The sequence below is a fragment of the Clostridium drakei genome, from assembly GCF_000633595.2.
Classification (GTDB): domain Bacteria; phylum Bacillota; class Clostridia; order Clostridiales; family Clostridiaceae; genus Clostridium_AM; species Clostridium_AM drakei.
The window spans coordinates 1-18797 of record NZ_JIBU02000050.1 but is presented as its reverse complement, the minus strand read 5'-3'; the positions used below and the strand labels follow the sequence as shown (position 1 = coordinate 18797).

Genomic DNA, 18797 nt, shown 5'->3' with positions numbered 1-18797 from the left:
CCTCAGTGAAAATTGACACTTTGGAAAAGCAATTATATTAAATCAATATTTTTTAACCTATTTTTTCTTATTTTCATTAATAGTTTTTTTATTCTCATAATAAGGGCACATTTTAGAGCAGCTTCCACAACCACTACATTTATCATTTCGATTTTTTATATTTTTGTATAATATATATACAGCCAAAATAATTATGATTCCAGCAATAATAAACTCAATGATTTTTCTATAATCCATAAAAATACCTCATTCCCATATGAAAAAATAAAAATGAAATTATCCATGCATTAGCAAATTGATAAAATATAGAAACCAAAGTGAGCTTCATTCCAAATTCTTTTTTTATTGTTATTATACTAGATGCACAAGGAGTATATAGCAGTACAAAAATCAAAAAACTTAAGGCTGACGCTAAATTAAATTGATGTGGAATAACCGAAGGTAAATTGCCACCATATAGAACCCCTAAGGTTCCTGCTATAACTTCCTTCCCCATAAGCCCTGTAAGAAGCGAAACTGAATTCTGCCAATTTCCAAAGCCTAGAGGATTAAAAATTGGTGATATAAATTTTCCAACTGATGCAAGAAAACTATAATTTATATTTACCATACCACTGAAATTAAAGTTAGACAATACCCATGTTATAATGGACATAGAAAAAATTATAGTTCCTATTTTCTTTAAAAAGCCTTTTCCTTTTTCCCAGGTATGCATTAAAAGTAGTTTTAAATCAGGCATGACATAATGAGGCAATTCTTCCATATATGGTTCATATTCCTTCTCTTTAAATATTAATTTAAATATAAAACTATAGAAAAATGCCATTAATATACCTGTAATATACATTAAACCTAAAATTACAATTTCCTTTCCTGGAAAAAATATGGTAGTAAAAAGCATGTATACTGGAAGCTTTGCATTACAGGACATGAAAGGTATAACTAATGCTGTAATTATTCTTTCTCTTTTATTTTCAATATTTTTTGCAGCCATAAGTGCTGGAACAGAACAACCAAACCCTATAATCATAGGAATAAATGATTTACCAGATACTCCTGATAAACTCATAATTTTATCCATTAAAAAAGCTGCTCTACTCATATATCCACTGTCTTCTAATAAAGAAAGTAATGCAAAAAGTGTAAGTATTACAGGTAAAAATACTAAAACTGAGCTAATTCCAGATACAACTCCATCAACTAAAAGTGATTTAAACCACGGACTTTGGTTTTGTAAAAGCTTATTTAAAAAAGGTATTACATAATTAAAAAGTGTACTTCTAAATACTTCAGACAAAGGCGTTCCTATCCATGAAAAAACCAATTTAAAAATTAAATATATAATAGCTATAAATATAGGATATGCCAAGTATTTATTTAAAACAAATCTATCAATTTTTTCTGTACCACTAATTGCATTTTTCACTTTTTTTACAGCAACTAAATTCATAATTTTTTCTATATAAGAATAAATTTCTTTTTCATTATTTGTGTTATCGTCTATTTTTTTACAAACTGTAAATTTATCTTTTTTTATACAATTCTTTAGTTTTTTTACCTCTTTATCAGTTATATTATTCATTGATATAATTTTGGCTCCTAAAATTTCAGACAATTTTTCACAATCTATATATAATCCACTTTTTTCTGCTCTATCTATCTTATTTAAAACTACAAGTATAGGTATATTCAACTTTTTAAGTTGCATAGTAAGATAAAGGTTCCTTTCCAAATTAAGAGCATTTACCACATTTATTATTAAATCCACCTTATTACCATTTATATAATCATTGAATATTTTTTCAAGCTTTGAATCTGTATCTATAGAATATATTCCTGGAAAGGCCACTATTTTAATTGCGTTGTCAATAAATCCTTCCTGCTTTTCAATTTTTGAACTTCCTTCATCATCAGAATTCTTTTGAATTCTTGCTATTTTATTAAATATAATATCTTGTCCAACATTAGGATTGCCTATTAAAGTACAAAGAATCATATATCTCTCCTTCTCTAAACTCACATGTTATCAATTTAAACTGTCAATAATTTATTATATCATGTTTTTATTTAAAAAAAGATGCCCTCTGTAAATTACTAGAAGGCACCTTCTCTATTTTAAAAATAAAAACTATTAAGCAGATAAATTAGCACTATCCTTTTTACTAGGATCTTCATCTTCAAGCAATCTTACAAGCTTTTTGTCAAATAAGAATAATAACACTCCACATATAAATAAAATGATTGGTATTACAATATATGCCTTCATTATCGGGAATTTTGAAGCAAATGCATATAAATAGCCATAAGATTTACCAGCAATGAAAGTAGCAAAAATCCAAACCCCCATAAGCACCGAATACATCTTATTTGGTGCATATTTAGTAACAAAAGAATTACCAAGTGGTGAGAAAAGCATTTCTCCCATACTAAGTAGTACACCAAACGCAATGATCCAAATAATATTTGCCTTTGATGCAGCTGATGCACCTATACCTCTTGAAAGTTCAGCTCCTACAAGCATCAAGAAAGATAATCCAAGGAAACTAAGTCCCATAGCTAATTTTTTGAACAAGCTTATATCACCTTGAGGTCTCTTAGACAATTTAAACCATAATATAGCCAAAACTGGTCCTAGTACAATACATACAAAAGAATTTAATGAATCAAACCAGGAAAGTGGTACTGTAAATCCACCTAGGTTCATATTGACAAATTGAGCACCATAATCATAAACAGCTAGGTAAGTTAGATACCAAAAAATCCAGAATACAATTGAAAATATAGATACTAATATAATGGCAAATACCTTTCTTCTTTCAACTCTTGTTAATGGCTTAACTTCAGCTTCAACTTTCTTTTCAATATGCTTACCCGCTTTAAAAGGTTTTTTTCCTGCATCACCAAGAAATTTCATACCAAACAAAAACCATAAAGCATCAATAATACAAATAATACCACATAATTTGAATGCAGGTCTGAAGCCCTGAACGCCACCATGTGCAAAAGTACTAGCTACAAGAACTCCCACTGCCATTGTTCCTATAAATGATCCAACATTAACAAAAGAATACTGAACTGAAAATGCTGAGTCAAGCTGTGCTTCATCTTTAAATAAAGATCCATTAATTGCAGAAACATTTCCTTTAAAAAGTCCTGTACCAATAGCTACAAGAGCTACCATTATGTTCATTGTTAATACACTTGTTGCAGATCCTCCAATTATATAGCCACCAGCCATCAAAAGTAATCCAACTGGAATACAATATCTTGCTCCAATATATCTGTCACAAATAAACCCACCAACAACAGGTGCAAGATAGGTAAATGCAACAAGATTTGATTGAATAAGTGCAGCTTCAACTTTTGTAAGTCCCAATCCACCTGTTACTATTGTGGCTGCAACAAAAACAAATATAAGATATTTAGCTGCATAATAGGCCATTCTTTCTAATAAGAACGAAATACAACAAACGTAAAAACCAAAAGGTCGTTTGTCTTTTACTGTCATTTCACTCATGATTTTCCCCCTTCAAATTTGATTTTTTAAATTTCTCTTGTATACAATTTGAGCCATTCACGTTCTTTATCATTTAAGTGTTCAGCTAATTTCTGGTACACAAGTTTATGATAACTGTTTAAATACAGTTTTTCATCACGGTTAAGATCTTCTGAGTCTATTGCATCCAAATCTATTGGAGCATAAGTTACAGCATCAAAATGCATAAATTGACCAAATTCATTTTCAACACCTTTCCTAACAATAAGTTCATTTTCTAAGCGTATACCATGTGATCCATCTATATAAATTCCAGGTTCATCAGTTATGACCATACCTTCCTCAAATATGTGTGTTTCATGCTTTGATGGTACTATATACCACCTAAAACCAGTAGGTCCTTCATGAACATTTAACAAATAACCAACTCCATGACCGGTTCCACATTTATAGTCAATATCAAGATTCCACATAGGCTCTCTAGCTAACACATCCAAGTTATATCCTTTGCATCCATATAAAAATTTAGCACGCGCTAAATTCATCATAGCTCTAGCCACAGTTGTAAAGTGATGTTTAAGCTCTTTACTCACTTCTCCAAGAGCTATTGTTCTAGTAATATCCGTTGAGCCTTCAAAATAGTTTCCACCAGTATCCATTAAGAAAAAGTAGCCTTTTTCAAGTTCTACATCTGTTTCAGGTGTAGAAGAATAATGCATCATAGCCGCATGCTCCTTAAACGCACAAATTGGTGCAAAGCTTTGCCATAAGTAACCATCTTGAAGTTTTCTTAATTCTTCCAATTTTTCAGCAACAGTAATTTCTGTGATTTTTGTTTTCCCCACATTTGTCTTTAGCCAATACATCAACTTTGTAAAGGCAACACCATCTTTAATGTGAGCGTTTTCAATATTAGCAAGTTCTACAGAATTTTTCATAGCTTTAAATAGTACTGTAGGATTGTCCCTTTCTATTTTTTTGGTGTTAGATTGAATATCCTTATAAAGTGCATAATTGATGCGTTCTGGATCAATCATTACTACATCTTCATCTTTAAAGCTCTTAACATATTCATAAATATCATTGTAAGGCCTTAATACTACACCATCTTTAGCTAAAACTTCCTTTACTTTAGCATCAAGTCGACTTTCTTCAATAAACAAGTCTACCTTTTTCATAGAAACGACTACATAGCAAAGTATCAGTGGTGAATATGAAACATCACTACCTCGAATGTTAAGTAACCATGCAATATCATCTAAAGTTGTAATAACATGCTGATTTGCGCCTTCTTCTTCCATAACCTTCCTTACCCTGCATAGCTTGGATACTGTACTTTCACCAGAATACTTTTCTTCAAGAAGAAAAACAGGTTCACTTGCAAGTTTAGGACGGCCTTCCCACACTTTGTCAATAAGGTCATGGTCATATTCAACTATCACGCTCTTACGTGCAAGTCTCTGAACAATTTCTCCTCCTTCTTGCATAGAAATAAGACGTCCATCAAATCCAAGTTTACCATTACATGGAATTTGATTTTCCAAATATTCTAACACTGTAGGCACACCTGGGTTGCCCATTTTGAAGAGCTTAATTCCACTGCCTTTAAGTTGATATTCAGCTTGCAAAAAAAATCTTCCATCTGTCCAAAGTCCAATTTCATTTTTCATAATAACTACTGTGGCAGCCTCACCTGTAAATCCTGTCACATAAGTTATTGCCTTAAAAAATTCACCTACATATTCGCTTTGATGATTGTCTGAGGATGGAATAACATAAGCATCCAAGCTCTCTTGTTCCATGATTTTTCTTAATCTTGAAATTATTTTTTTTACACCTTCACTCATATTTGTTCATCTCTTTCATAATTTATTTTTAGAAAAGCAATTTAATATTTTCTATATTACAATAAAAAATAGAATTGCTTTTCAAAGAATAGCAAATTTTTAAAAAATTACTGGTGTTAGTACAGTAAGGATCTTCACACTTTGTTTAGATGGATTAATCCATCCGTGATTAGACGTTGACGGATAATGTATTGAATCTCCCGCCTTAACTTCATATTCATTTTCATCAATTACCACAATAAGAGTCCCCTCAAGAACATAAACAAATTCCTCTCCAGGATGGCTAAAGTTACTACCATGCCTTTGTTCTGGCGGAATCGTTGTGATCATAGCTTCCAGCTTTCGATTGAGAAAATCTCCACTTAATCTTATGAACTCTGAATTTGAACCTTCTATTTTAAAAGGTTTTTCATCCTCTGATTTGACTAAAAAATTATTCACTTCTGGAATATCAAAAAAATAATTTATATTAACATCTAAAGCATCTGAAATCTTTTTTAAAGAAGTTATTGCAAGAGATGATGAATTATTTTCAACCTGAGACAAAAAACTTATTGATAACCCAGTTAAATTGCTTAAATCTTTTAAAGTAAGATTTTTTTCTTTTCGTAAATCATGTATTTTTTGTGCTATTTCATTTATCATCATTTTCCTCCAAATAATATGATTTTCACGTTAAATTACAGTATATCTAAAATTAATTATGTACATACTGTAATAATTATGATAATATAATATCATGAAAACGAAAACAATTCAACATTTTGAATTTTAATATGAGTAAATATTTCAAAAATAGAATTTACTAATATAAAACATGATTATTCTCCTCGCTATGGCTTATTTTTATTGTGATAAACTTTATTATTCCATAGTGTGGTAAAATATAAACGTCTAATAACTAAAAATTAGACTAATTTAATGCTTACGGAATTCCGCAAGCGACTAAAAAGTATATTATTTTTAGGAGGGAATTTTTCATGATACAGGAAAGATTAAAAAAAGTTTTAAAAATTATGGAAGATAGAAAGCTGCCTCAGATTATAGTATCTGATCCTGCTAGTATTTTCTATCTTACAGGGAAGTGGATTCTTCCTGGTGAAAGAATGCTTGTACTTTACTTAAATCTAAATGGAAAAAATAAATTATTTATTAATGAATTATTTCCAATAACTGAAGATTTGGGAACAGAAATGATATGGTTTAATGATACTGAAAATCCAGTACAAATTCTAGCAAAACATGTTGAAAAAGATAAACCTATGGGTATTGATAAAAACTGGCCTTCAAAATTTCTTTTAGGATTAATGGAACTTAAATGCGGAAGCACATTTGTAAATGGATCTGAAATTGTCGATATGGTAAGAATGTGCAAAGATGAAAATGAAAAAGAATTGATGAGACAAGCTTCAAAATTAAATGATATTGCAGTAGACAAAATGATTAAGCTTGTTCCTGAAAAACATTCTGAAAAAAAGATGGGTCAACTTCTTTCTGGTATATGGGAAGAACTTGGTGCTGAGGGACATTCTTTTGATCCTATAGTAGGTTATGGAGCAAATGCTGCTGATCCTCATCATGTAATGGATAATTCTACAGTTAAACCAGGAGACAGTGTTGTAATTGATATTGGTTGTAAGAAAAACTCATATTGTTCTGATATGACAAGAACTGTATTCTACAAATCTGTTTCAGAGCACAGTAGAGAAATATACAACATTGTACTTGAGGCAAATAAAAGAGGTATAGATAAAGTTAAAGCAGGTGTCAGATTTTGCGATATAGATGCAGCAGCTAGAGATTATATAACTGAAAAAGGATACGGAAAATACTTTACCCATAGATTAGGACATTCAATCGGCATTGAATGTCATGACTTTGGTGATGTATCTTCTTCAAATACAGATAGAGTTCAACCAGGTCAGATATTTTCAATCGAACCTGGAATATACCTACCTGGAGATGTAGGCGTTCGTATCGAAGATCTTGTAATAGTAACAGAAGACGGATGCGAAGTTTTAAATCATTATACAAAAGATTTAATTGTAGTAGAATAATTTTTCTATATGGGGTTTTTTCATATACCCCATATAGATTTTTTTATTTTGTAGTAAATTATAGAATATATTAATATATCTTATAATAATTACTTACAGGAGGATTACTATGGATACAATAAAGGCAATAGAAGAACGAAGAAGTATAAGAAAGTTTCAAAATAAAATAATACCAAAAGAAACACTTGAAAATTTACTGGAATTAGCAACGAAAGCACCTTCAGGTAAAAATCGTCAGCCATGGAGATTTGTTGTTCTTCAAAATAAGAAGAAAAACGAGTTAGTAAATATTATGAGTGATGTATCAAGTTTATATAAAAAACAAAACAAATCTATTGGAAGTTTTGAGTTAAGTGCCAATTCAATTAATGAAGCATCGGCAGTAGTTTTAGTATTCAATGCATTTTCTAATTTCGAAGAAGACTACAATCATCATAGATTACTTACTGATACTCAATCCATAGGTGCATCTATACAAACACTTCTTTTGGCAGCACAGGATTCTAAATTAGGTGCTCTTTGGATTTGTGATATTTTTTATTGTGATAAAGAAATATGCTCATGGTTAAATCGTAGAGATGAGCTTGTGGCAGCCGTAGCTATAGGATATCCTGATCAATCACCATACCCACGACCACGAAAGCCATTGCAAGAAATTACAGAATGGCTTTAGGCTTAATTTATCAAATAGTAATCATAATCCTTACTTTACATACTATCAACATGCTATAATGTTGTATACAGAAAAATTTAGAAAGAAAGGAAGTGAATTATAGTGATGAAGTGATACTTATTATACACTTTGTCACTACATAAAATTTATGAATATCATTGAATGTATAAACAAGAGAAGAAGTATACGATCTTTTACAGACAAAAAAATTGACAAGGATATTATCACTGAATTAATTACTCTTGGAACCAAAGCTGCTACTGGTTCTGGAAATGAGGCTTGGGGTTTTGCTGTTATAACTGATAGGGATGAAATGAAGCAGTTATCTGATGATACAAAAAAATACATACTTGAAAACTTTAAAAAATATCCATATCTAAAACAGTATGAAAGCTGGTTAACCAATGAGAAATTCAACATTTTTTATGATGCTCCTTGTTTGTTAATAATCTACGGTGACACTAATTCTCACTGGTATACTTATGACTGTACTCTAGCTGCTGGTAACATTATGCTTGCTGCTAATGAATATGGAATTGGAACATGCTGGATAGGCTTTGGGGAACACACTCTTGATACTGCGGATTTTAAATCAAAACATAATGTTCCAAGTAACTACAAATTGGTATGTCCTATGGTTCTTGGATATCCTAAGGCACAACTAACAGCACCTACTAGAAAACCAGCACCTATTTTCTTTCATGAATAATATTGACAAAACAAGACCTGCACCATAATAGGTACAGGTCTTATTCATGTAAGATAATTTGTACAATGAAGGCTAAATATAGTTTGTGCAATTCTAAAATAATTATTACAACTCTATATTAAATACAAAAACTAAGTCTATTTTGAAAGAATTTTATCCACTAATCCATATTCTACAGCTTCCTTAGCACTCATAAAACAATCTCTTTCCATATCCTTTTCTATTTGCTCAATAGGCTTACCTGTTTTTTCACTGTATATTTTATTCATTTTTTTCTTAGTTTTAAGCAGCCAATCTGTATGAATTTTTATATCAGTAGCCTGTCCTTGAAAACCTCCATATACTGATGGTTGATGTATTAGTATTTCACTATTTGGGAGTGCATACCTTTTTCCAGGTTCACCTGCTGTTAAAAGAAATGACCCCATACTTGCAGCCATTCCTACACATATTGTAGAAACACCTAATTTAATATACTGCATTGTATCATATATTGCCATTCCAGCTGTAATAGAGCCTCCTGGACTATTTATATAAAAATGAATATCTTCATGAGGATTATTTGCTTCAAGAAACAAAAGTTGTGCTACAATTACACTAGCACTTGCATCTGTTACCTCACCATTTAACATGATTATTCTATCTTTAAGCAATCTTGAATAAATATCATAAGAACGTTCTCATTAATTTGTGTGTTCAATAACCACAGGTACATAACTCATTAACATCACCCTTTTCTAAAATCACTATTTTCCCTAATATACCCATTTACCTTTGTATTACCATAGTTGAAAACGCAAAAATATTAAGCCGCCATGGAAAGTGACTGTACAACTTTCTTTCTTGATTTTATTATAGTTACATTAATTGTTCCTAATTTCAATTTTTTCACAAATAAAAAACTCCCATTCCTAACTAAAGGACAGGAGTTTTAATTTCATAGTACCATATCAATTACAAATGTTTCACACAATTCAATCTCTTTAGGTAATTTTTTAAATACACATTAACTTATTTTTTTATTTTAAATGAACTCTTTAATGATACTATTCTATTAAGTACCGGTTTCTCATCAGTACTGTATTTAGCATCTACATTAAAATATCCTACTCTTATAAACTGGAATTTTTCTTGTGGCTTTACACCCTTCATATTTTCTTCTACAAATCCCTGTAATACTTCTAATGAATTTGGATTAACCTTATCCAAGAAATCTTTTCCATCATCTTCTTCTGATTCTTCATCCAATATTAAAGGCTGGAATAATCTAAATTCTGCTGGAAGAGCGTGACTTGCATCTATCCAGTGAATTGTTCCCTTCACCTTTCTTCCTGTAAATCCTGTTCCACATTTTGTTTCTGGATCATAAGTACAGTGAAGTTCTACTACATTACCATCATCATCTTTTACAACTTCATTACATTTTATAAAATAAGCATTTTTAAATCTTACTTCATTTCCCGGAAATAATCTAAAGTATTTCTTAGGAGGATTTTCTATAAAATCTTCTTGATCTATATACAACTCTCTTGAAAATGGAATTTGACGTACTCCTAATGCTTCATTTTCAGAATTATTTTCAGCTTCAAGCATTTCTACTTTACCTTCTGGATAATTTGTTATAATAACTTTTAGTGGTCTTAAAACAGCCATAGTAGCTGGAACTTTTGCTTTTAAATCTTCTCTTAAAAAATGCTCTAGCATTTGTTCATCTACCACACTACTGGCTTTTGCCACTCCAATCTCTCTACAGAAATTACGAATGGATTCAGGAGTATATCCTCTTCTTCTAATACCTGCAATAGTTGGCATACGTGGATCATCCCATCCATCTACAAACTTTTCATCCACTAATTTTTTTAGTTTTCTCTTACTTGTAACTGTATTTGTAACATTCAATCTTGCAAATTCAATTTGTCTTGGTTGTGCTTCCATTTCACATTCTCTTACTACCCAATCATATAGAGGACGATGATCTTCAAACTCTAAAGTACAAATTGAATGTGTAACTCCTTCAATAGCATCTTCAATAGGATGTGCAAAATCGTACATAGGGTATATACACCATTTGTCTCCTGTATTGTGATGAGTAGAATGAGCTATACGATAAATTACAGGATCCCTCATGTTTATGTTAGGCGAACTCATATCAATTTTTGCTCTTAAAACTTTTTCTCCATCCTTAAATTCACCACTTCTCATACGTTCAAATAAATCTAGGTTTTCTTCTATTGTTCTATTTCTATAAGGACTTTCTACTCCTGGTTTTGTTAAAGTTCCTCTATGCTCTCTTATTTCTTCTGCTGTTAAATCACATACAAAAGCTTTACCCTTTTTAATAAGTACTAAAGCTCTCTTATACATTTCATCAAAATAGTCAGAAGCAAAATATAATGCATCCCAATCAAAACCTAGCCATTTAACATCCTCTTTTATAGACTCTACATATTCTGTATCTTCCTTTACAGGATTTGTATCATCAAAACGCAAATTAGTTTTTCCATTAAACTCATCTGCCAACTCAAAATTCAATGTTATAGATTTAGCATGGCCTATATGTAAATATCCATTTGGTTCTGGAGGAAAACGAGTAACTATTTGTTTATGTTTTCCTGATTCCAAGTCTTCTGTAATAATATTTTTAATAAAATTGGACTTAACGTTATTTTCTTCCATGAATTCCACTTCTCTTTCTATCATACTTAATTTAAATTTTTCATTTCTAATGAAATAAATATATCATAAAACTGCATTTTTTTCTACAATTGCTATAGAAATTCACATACTTCCATTTAAACATATGCATATTAAAATTCTTTCCTTTATTATACAAGTTTACACATAACTTTTCAAATTTAAGATTTTTATTTATAATATTCTAAAACCTTCTACTTTCTTTAAAACATATTGAATATAATAAATATGTTATATTCAATATACAAAATCAAATTATAAATATAATACCTATAATAAATACATAATATTATAAATTTAGAATCATAATTCAATGTATTTTCTCATATTAATTAAATTTTCTACATAAAACATCTAGACATTTGGCGATACATATTATATTATTTATTATAGAATATTGTAATAATTGAATTTATTTATTTTTGTTTGGTCATTTTTTTCTTAAACGGAGGTGTTTTATGGATTACAATTTAGCTCAAGTTGAAAAATACTTAAAAGATAACTATAATATGCACCTAGGTGAGAATAAAATAATAAGTAAAAAACTCATGAAACAACTAAATAGAAAAAACCTTATTGCACGCAGTGCTAGATGTGTATATTTAGTGGATAATCTAATAATAAAAACATCTTCTGACTCAACCTTAAATGGTTTACCTTTTGGTGCTGAACAATGTATTAATGAATTTAATTTATATCATTCCGAAGATGGTTCTATAATGCCATTTAAAAAAATACTTTGTCCTGTTTATGCCATATATAAAAGTAAGTTTATATATTTAACCATACACAAACCCGTGGTTCCTTTAGCTAAAAACGATGATTGTCCTGATACCATATATTCTCACATTAAAGAGGGCAACTCTTTTGCTAACAGTAATGCATTTTTATCCCTTCTTGATAGTTTTAAAGAAAATCTAGTATTTGAATCTGCTGCTGTGCAGCATGAATTTTCAAAACTAAGTACCTTTGGATATGATGAAAATAGAGAACTATGCATATTAGATTATGGAATATATTAATTATCAAATTTCATAGTTTAAAAAACATTGCGAGGCTTTGCTTCGCAATGTTACTATTATATAAAATAACTGCTTAAATATAATTTTAAAGATTATCATCTATTACCATTTCAGATAATTCAAATTGGCTATTGTAAAGGCTAGCATAAAAGCCTTCATTGTGAAGCAATTCTTCGTGAGTTCCTTGCTCAACAATATCACCATGTTTCATAAAAAGTATTAGATCAGCATCACGAACAGTTGATAGCCTATGAGCTATTATGAAGCTAGTTCGGTTTTTCATAAGATTATTCATAGCTTTTTGAATTTGTATTTCTGTACGAGTATCAACGGAACTTGTAGCTTCATCAAGAATAAGTATCTTTGGATTTGAAAGAATAGCTCTTGCAATTGTCAAAAGCTGTTTTTGTCCTTGAGATACATTACTTGCTTCTTCATTAAGAACCATATTATAACCATCTGGAAGAGTATGTACAAAGCTATCCACATGAGCTGCTCTTGCTGCTTTTTTGACCTCTTCATCACTTGCATCAAGTTTTCCATACCTTATGTTCTCCATTATAGTGCCATTATACAGCCATGTATCTTGAAGGACCATTCCAAACATTGAACGCAACCCTTCACGTGTAAAATTTCTTATATCATGTTCATCAATCAATATTTCACCTTTAGTTACATCATAAAATCGCATAAGAAGTTTTATCATGGTAGTCTTGCCTGCGCCTGTTGGTCCAACAATTGCAACCCTCTGTCCTTCTCTAACTTTAACTGAAAAATCATTTATAACTGTAGTCTTAGATTTATATCCAAAATGCACATTCTTAAACTCTACACTTCCATCTACATTTTCAGGATTTACAGGGTTAGAGGCTTCAGGCACTTCTTCTTCCTCTGCTAAAAATTCAAATACTCTCTCAGCTGATGCAGCAGTCTGTTGAAGTATATTGGATATATTGGCAATCTGTGAAATAGGCTGTGTAAATTGACGTACATATTGTATAAAGGCTTGAATATCCCCAACAGAAATACTTCCTTTTACAGCTAGATATCCACCTAGTATACATACTCCAACATAACCTAGATTACCTACAAAATTCATAAGTGGCATCATTATACTTGTTAAAAACTGTGACTTCCATGCTGAGCTGAAAAGCCTTCTATTTAATTTGTCAAACTTTTCAACACTTTTTTTCTCTCCATTAAAAGCCTTCATTACTAAGTGTCCACTATACATTTCTTCAATATGTCCATTTACATTTCCCAGATAATCCTGCTGCTGTTTAAAAAATTTTTGAGAATTCTTTACAATAAATATTATAAGAAAAAAAGATATCGGAATCATAACAAGCGCTACAAGAGTAAGTTGCCAGCTAATTGTAAGCATCATTACAAGAACTCCAATTACAGTAGTTACTGATGTAATTATCTGTCCCAAGCTCTGGTTAAGTGTCTGACTTAATGTATCAACATCATTTGTAACACGAGATAATACTTCACCATAATTTGTACTGTCAAAATATTTAAGAGGCATTTTATTAATTTTCTTTGAAAGTTCCTTTCTCATATTATAGCTTACCTTCATGGATACACTCGACATAATCCACCCCTGTATATAAGCAAAAAAAGCACTTATCAAATATAGTACTATAAGTATAATAACTATATTTCTAATATAATCGAAGTCAATATTTCCTGTACCCGCAATTTTAGCCATTATTCCTTCGAATAACTTTGTAGTTGCCTTTCCCAAAATTTTAGGACCTGCTACACTTAAAGCTGCACTGACTATTGCAAAAATAAATACTATGATTATTGATACTTTATAAACATTTAAGTATTTGATTAACTTACTCATTGTGCCCTTAAAATCGCGAGCCTTTTCACCCTTCATCATAGCCATTGGACCACCCGGACCTCGATGTTTTCTACCTTCAGAGTTTACAGATTTATTGTTTTTCCCACTAATGCTAACTCCTCCTTCGAAAGCTGCGACAAAGCAATTTCTTTATAGGTCTCACATGTGTCCATAAGCTGTTTATGAGTACCCGTACCTACTATTTTGCCTTCATCAAGAACTATTATCTGTTCAGCATTTTTTATAGTTGCAATTCTTTGGGCTACAATTATCACTGTTGTAGAACTAGTCTTGGATTTAAGTGCTTTTCTAAGTGCAGCATCAGTTTTAAAATCAAGTGCTGAAAAACTGTCATCAAATATAAAGATCTCTGGTTTTTTTACAAGAGCACGGGCAATAGCCAGTCTCTGCTTCTGCCCTCCAGAAACATTAGTTCCTCCTTGTGAAATTTCTGTTTTAAAACCATCAGGCTTATCATTTATAAATTCCATAGCCTGAGCTATCTCTGAAGCTTTTCTTAGATCTTCTTCTGTTGAATTTTGTTTTGCATACCTCAAGTTAGATTCTATAGTACCACTGAATAAATTGCCTTTTTGAGGAACATAACCAATCTTATCCCTTAAATCATATTGAGTAACCTCTCGTACATCAACACCATCTACAAGAAGCTGACCATCTGTTACATCATAAAACCTTGGTACTAAACTAATGAGTGTAGTTTTACCCGAGCCAGTAGGCCCGATAATAGCTGTTGTCTGTCCGGGTAAGGCTTTAAAGCTAATATTCTTAAGTACATCTTCTTCTGCCCCAGGATATCTAAAAGAAACATTGTTAAACTCTAAAATGCCTTTTAAATTGTTGTCAAAATTCTTTGGTAATTTAGGATCATTTATTACGGTGTCTGTTTCCAAAACTTCTACTATACGCTGTCCAGCTACAGACGCTCTGGGTATCATAATAAACATAAAAGACATCATAAGAAATGCAAATAAAATCTGCATAGCATACTGCATAAAGGCCATCATATCTCCAACCTGCATACTGGAATTTGCGATCTGGTGAGCGCCAACCCAAACAATTAGTACTGTTACACCATTCATTATAAGCATCATGAAAGGAAATAAGATTACCATTACACGGTTTACAAACAAGTTTGTATCAGTGAGATCCTTATTCGCCTTATCAAACCTTTCTTCTTCAAATTTTTGAGTATTAAAGGCTCTTACTACCATGATACCTGAAAGATTTTCTCTAGTAACAAGATTTAGTTTATCTATAAGTTTTTGTATAATCTTAAATTTTGGCATAGCAACAAAAATCACAGTAATAATAATTATCAGAAGTGCTGCTACTGCCAATGCAATAATCCAGGACATAGAAGTACTTCGAGACATAGCCTTTATAACACCTCCAATACCTATAATAGGAGCATAAAATATCATTCTTATCATTATAACAATAAGCATCTGAATTTGAGTAATATCATTAGTAGTTCTTGTAATAAGCGAAGCTGTAGAAAACTTATTTATCTCAGCATTTGAAAAACTTTGAACTTTCGTAAATATTCTACTTCTTAAATTCCTTGAAAGTCCTGCAGCAGTTCTAGCTGCAAAAAAACCAACAGCTACGATGCACACTGCACTTAAAAGAGATATTAAAATCATTTTGACTCCAATGTTAATTATATAGCTATTTTGAATTTTATCTGTATTAATTCCCAAAGCTCTGTATTCAGCTTTTACTGAGCTAGCAGCAACCTGAACAATCATCTTATCTCCTAAAGCCGTGAACTTCTTTGCTCCTTCTTCCATGATTTTTCCACGTTGATCTTCAGGTAATTTTCCAAACAAAGCAAATAAATTTGTATTTACAGGAAGTTTCCTTCCATTAAAATTAATTACACCACCCTTTGCATCATTCTTCATATTATCAATACCTGAAACCGTGAGAAGTGCTTTGCCTATAATTGGATTTAACTTATCAATTTCTGTATTGCTTACACTCTTAAGTACGTAAATTGGTTCACTTAAAATAACAGGATATTCTTTAATATACTTGACATAATCTTTACTTGATTTGTCTACAAATACATAATTACTCATAACTGTATCTTTGTCTTTTCCAAAAATAAATAATGTAAGCTTATCCATTTCACTCTTTCTTACAGCCTGAGGTACTGCATTTTCAATTCCACCTTGTTGTATACCTACATTTACTATATTAGACATATAGTCTGGCAGTGCCAAATCGCACATTGCCTGAACAAATAGTAATGCTATAGCAGCAATAATAAGTCCAATAAATGGTTTTAAATATTTTAATAATCTAAGCACTATTGTATCTACCCCCTACTTTTTAATTTCTTGTATTTATTTAAACACCTTCATTTCATATATATAGACAGAATTTATTTCACTTTATATATGATTTCCCATATGAAAAATTTTATCCGATGGCTACCAATCCTATTTAAATGTGAGCTAACAGCTGATACACCCCTGTATAAGTTCTTTTAAGACTCAGATGGGTAAAATGCCTAAATGATATTTCATGAGTTCTGCTTTGTTAATACATATTCCATAAGCAAACTCAACCTGAGTCTAAGAATCACTTGATTTGCTAAATTCAACACATAGAAATTCAAAAATATATAGTATACAGCGTTTAAAATTATTACCGAATAATATAGTTCATTTTGTAAAAACTAAATTTAAAAGAGGTGAGATTATGTCAAAGGATACAAGAGATTTAGATAACTTTGAAAACTATTTTCAAAATTCTATTGCTCAGGCAGCAAATATGGGTGCATTTAGTTTCGCAATATCACCTATAAATGAGTTAACACAAATCAATAATCAAGGTATAGAAAGTGATAATAATTTAAATGAAAAAACAGAAACAATAAAAGATATGAATGGATTGCAAGATGATAAAAACACTGATGTTTCATAAAAATTTATAAACTATATACCTTGTTCATGTATAAACAAGGTATATAAACTAAAATTAAAGAATTGTTTCTTTTGGAGAGATACCTAAGAAATAATCTATTATTGCCTTTGTAGCTTCTAAATAAAACTAGCTTGTTGACATAATAAAATGAATTTAGTATACTTTATAAATACATATTTACAAAAGGGAGTAGTTTGATAGATATTGTCAACATATTGGTGATGAGCCTGGCAGTATCCGCAAAATGCGAAACGAGACTTTTGGCGTGTTTTTCTAATACGCCAAAGGTCTTTTATTTTTTTATTTTGAGGAGGAGAAAAAATGATAATAACTATTTTAGTAATGATTTCTGCAGCACTTTTAATTTATTTTAGTTGCGAACTATTTGTAAATGGAATTGAATGGGTAGGCAAAGCCTTCAATATTTCTCAAAGTGCTGTAGGTTCAGTTTTAGCAGCCTTTGGTACTGCTTTACCTGAAAGTATTGTTACATTCATAGCTGTAGTATTTGGAGCAAGTTCAAGTCAAAAGGATATTGGTGTTGGTGCTGCTTTAGGAGGTCCTCTTGTTTTAAGCACAATTGCTTATGCTGTTGTTGGAATCAGTATAATTATGTTTAGTGGAAATAGGAGAGCTGGTGATCATATTAAATTTGATGGCAAAAAATTAGCAAGAGATCAAGTCTGGTTTATGTGCATCTTTGTATTTAAGATTGGATTAGGTCTTGTAGCCTTCGCAATAAAACCTTGGCTTGGAATTTTATTTTTATTAGCTTATGGACTTTACTTTTATAGAGAAATGAATAGTGACAATGTGGAGGTTGTTGGAGAACTAGAACCATTAAAATTCAGTCCTAAAAGTGAAAATCCTAAAAAATCATTAATTTTACTTCAAACTATAGGATCACTTATATTTATTTTTATTGGATCACAAATGTTTGTACACAATTTAAGTACTTTAAGTATTTCCCTTGGAATTCCAGCTCATATGGTTTCTTTACTATTGAGTCCAGTGGCAACAGAATTACCAGAAACTTTAAATGCTGTTATATGGGTAAGACAAGGTAAAGAAAACTTGGCTCTTTCAAATATTAGTGGGTCTATGATGATTCAAGCTACAGTACCAAGTGCATTAGGTATTATTTTTACACCATGGATGCTTGATAAATCCCTCATGATTTCAGCAATTATAACTTTTGTAGCAATTTTATTAATATGGACTACCTTGAAAAGACATCACTTATCAGCAAAAAGATTATCATTTAATGCTGTGTTATATATTGTATTCATTATAGGAATATTTTATATAAAAGGTGGAATATAATTTTATCTTCATTATATAAAAAATCATATAACTTACAGCAATACCACATTATTGGTATTTGAAACACTATGAAGTTTTACATTACATTTTAAGCATATTACGATGCAAAGGTGCAGTGGAAGTTTGGATTTTAACTTTTATTCCGTGATATATGGTAAGTGGTTCATCA

Annotated in this window: 14 protein-coding genes and 2 pseudogenes; 6 read left to right on the top strand and 10 right to left on the bottom strand. The window is 30.8% G+C overall.

Annotated elements, in window-relative coordinates; translation table 11 throughout:
- Positions 1-57 precede the first annotated feature (57 nt).
- The 5 genes from EG57_RS0221310 to EG57_RS0221290 form a co-directional block, all read right to left on the bottom strand.
- Positions 58-237, bottom strand: coding sequence for a FeoB-associated Cys-rich membrane protein (locus EG57_RS0221310; RefSeq protein ID WP_032079120.1), 180 nt, complete (start codon positions 235-237; stop codon positions 58-60).
- Positions 227-1996 carry a ferrous iron transport protein B gene (gene feoB, locus EG57_RS0221305; protein ID WP_032079119.1) on the bottom strand — a complete coding sequence of 590 codons (1770 nt, stop codon included), beginning with the start codon at positions 1994-1996 and terminating at the stop codon, positions 227-229. Before feoB ends, EG57_RS0221310 begins: the two co-directional genes overlap by 11 nt.
- 135 nt (positions 1997-2131) lie before the next feature.
- Positions 2132-3508, bottom strand: coding sequence for a POT-type proton-dependent oligopeptide transporter (locus tag EG57_RS0221300; protein ID WP_032079150.1), 1377 nt, complete (start codon positions 3506-3508; stop codon positions 2132-2134).
- Between the two features lie 35 nt (positions 3509-3543).
- Positions 3544-5343 (bottom strand): aminopeptidase P family protein, encoded by a 1800-nt coding sequence (locus EG57_RS0221295; RefSeq protein WP_032079118.1) that lies wholly within the window; start codon positions 5341-5343, stop codon positions 3544-3546.
- 99 nt (positions 5344-5442) lie between these two features.
- A complete protein-coding gene (locus tag EG57_RS0221290; protein WP_032079117.1) occupies positions 5443-5988 on the bottom strand; it encodes a helix-turn-helix domain-containing protein in 546 nt (181 codons plus the stop codon).
- Positions 5989-6323: 335 nt separating this feature from the next.
- On the opposite strand from EG57_RS0221290, the gene EG57_RS0221285 reads away from it, so the two are divergent.
- The 3 genes from EG57_RS0221285 (at position 6324) to EG57_RS0221275 (ending at position 8782) form a co-directional block, all read left to right on the top strand.
- A complete protein-coding gene (locus EG57_RS0221285; RefSeq protein WP_032079116.1) occupies positions 6324-7400 on the top strand; it encodes a M24 family metallopeptidase in 1077 nt (358 codons plus the stop codon).
- A gap of 109 nt (positions 7401-7509) precedes the next feature.
- The gene (locus tag EG57_RS0221280) at positions 7510-8073 is read left to right on the top strand and encodes a nitroreductase family protein (RefSeq protein WP_032079115.1); all 564 of its coding nucleotides are present in this window, start codon (positions 7510-7512) and stop codon (positions 8071-8073) included.
- Positions 8074-8221: 148 nt separating this feature from the next.
- Positions 8222-8782 carry a nitroreductase gene (locus tag EG57_RS0221275; RefSeq protein WP_032079114.1) on the top strand — a complete coding sequence of 187 codons (561 nt, stop codon included), beginning with the start codon at positions 8222-8224 and terminating at the stop codon, positions 8780-8782.
- Positions 8783-8919: 137 nt separating this feature from the next.
- On the opposite strand, the pseudogene clpP reads toward EG57_RS0221275, so the two are convergent.
- Positions 8920-9504: pseudogene (clpP, locus tag EG57_RS25270) on the bottom strand (ATP-dependent Clp endopeptidase proteolytic subunit ClpP).
- A gap of 289 nt (positions 9505-9793) precedes the next feature.
- Positions 9794-11458 carry a glutamine--tRNA ligase/YqeY domain fusion protein gene (locus EG57_RS0221265; protein WP_032079113.1) on the bottom strand — a complete coding sequence of 555 codons (1665 nt, stop codon included), beginning with the start codon at positions 11456-11458 and terminating at the stop codon, positions 9794-9796.
- A 476-nt stretch (positions 11459-11934) separates the two neighbouring features.
- Here EG57_RS0221265 and EG57_RS0221260 point away from each other — a divergent pair, with 476 nt between their 5' ends.
- Entirely contained in the window at positions 11935-12498 is a 564-nt protein-coding gene (locus tag EG57_RS0221260; RefSeq protein ID WP_029161702.1) for a hypothetical protein, read from the top strand.
- Between the two features lie 85 nt (positions 12499-12583).
- Here EG57_RS0221260 and EG57_RS27515 read toward each other — a convergent pair whose 3' ends face one another.
- The 3 genes and pseudogenes from EG57_RS27515 to EG57_RS0221250 all read right to left on the bottom strand — a co-directional run bounded on the left by EG57_RS27515 (position 12584) and on the right by EG57_RS0221250 (position 16686).
- Complete coding sequence (locus EG57_RS27515) at positions 12584-13315, bottom strand: ABC transporter ATP-binding protein (RefSeq protein ID WP_414629356.1); 732 nt, start codon at positions 13313-13315, stop codon at positions 12584-12586.
- A 165-nt stretch (positions 13316-13480) separates the two neighbouring features.
- A pseudogene (locus EG57_RS27510) lies at positions 13481-14353 on the bottom strand (ABC transporter permease); the annotation flags it as partial.
- Positions 14354-14436: 83 nt separating this feature from the next.
- The gene (locus tag EG57_RS0221250) at positions 14437-16686 is read right to left on the bottom strand and encodes an ABC transporter ATP-binding protein (protein WP_032079111.1); all 2250 of its coding nucleotides are present in this window, start codon (positions 16684-16686) and stop codon (positions 14437-14439) included.
- Positions 16687-17080: 394 nt separating this feature from the next.
- Here EG57_RS0221250 and EG57_RS0221245 point away from each other — a divergent pair, with 394 nt between their 5' ends.
- Positions 17081-17305 (top strand): hypothetical protein, encoded by a 225-nt coding sequence (locus tag EG57_RS0221245; protein WP_032079110.1) that lies wholly within the window; start codon positions 17081-17083, stop codon positions 17303-17305.
- Positions 17306-17626: 321 nt separating this feature from the next.
- Positions 17627-18628: a sodium:calcium antiporter gene (locus EG57_RS0221240; RefSeq protein WP_032079109.1), complete on the top strand. Its 1002-nt coding sequence runs from the start codon at positions 17627-17629 to the stop codon at positions 18626-18628.
- Positions 18629-18797: the final 169 nt, after the last annotated feature.

Excerpts from the sequence above, each read along its gene's own strand:
- EG57_RS0221275 (WP_032079114.1), top strand. The coding sequence starts at position 8,222 with ATGAATATCATTGAATGTATAAACAAGAGAAGAAGTATACGATCTTTT.
- EG57_RS0221295 (WP_032079118.1), bottom strand. The coding sequence starts at position 5,343 with ATGAGTGAAGGTGTAAAAAAAATAATTTCAAGATTAAGAAAAATCATG.
- EG57_RS0221245 (WP_032079110.1), top strand. The coding sequence starts at position 17,081 with ATGTCAAAGGATACAAGAGATTTAGATAACTTTGAAAACTATTTTCAA.
- EG57_RS0221265 (WP_032079113.1), bottom strand. The coding sequence starts at position 11,458 with ATGGAAGAAAATAACGTTAAGTCCAATTTTATTAAAAATATTATTACA.
- EG57_RS0221285 (WP_032079116.1), top strand. The coding sequence starts at position 6,324 with ATGATACAGGAAAGATTAAAAAAAGTTTTAAAAATTATGGAAGATAGA.
- EG57_RS0221290 (WP_032079117.1), bottom strand. The coding sequence starts at position 5,988 with ATGATAAATGAAATAGCACAAAAAATACATGATTTACGAAAAGAAAAA.
- EG57_RS0221260 (WP_029161702.1), top strand. The coding sequence starts at position 11,935 with ATGGATTACAATTTAGCTCAAGTTGAAAAATACTTAAAAGATAACTAT.
- EG57_RS0221300 (WP_032079150.1), bottom strand. The coding sequence starts at position 3,508 with ATGACAGTAAAAGACAAACGACCTTTTGGTTTTTACGTTTGTTGTATT.
- EG57_RS0221310 (WP_032079120.1), bottom strand. The coding sequence starts at position 237 with ATGGATTATAGAAAAATCATTGAGTTTATTATTGCTGGAATCATAATT.
- EG57_RS0221280 (WP_032079115.1), top strand. The coding sequence starts at position 7,510 with ATGGATACAATAAAGGCAATAGAAGAACGAAGAAGTATAAGAAAGTTT.
- EG57_RS0221240 (WP_032079109.1), top strand. The coding sequence starts at position 17,627 with ATGATAATAACTATTTTAGTAATGATTTCTGCAGCACTTTTAATTTAT.
- feoB (WP_032079119.1), bottom strand. The coding sequence starts at position 1,996 with ATGATTCTTTGTACTTTAATAGGCAATCCTAATGTTGGACAAGATATT.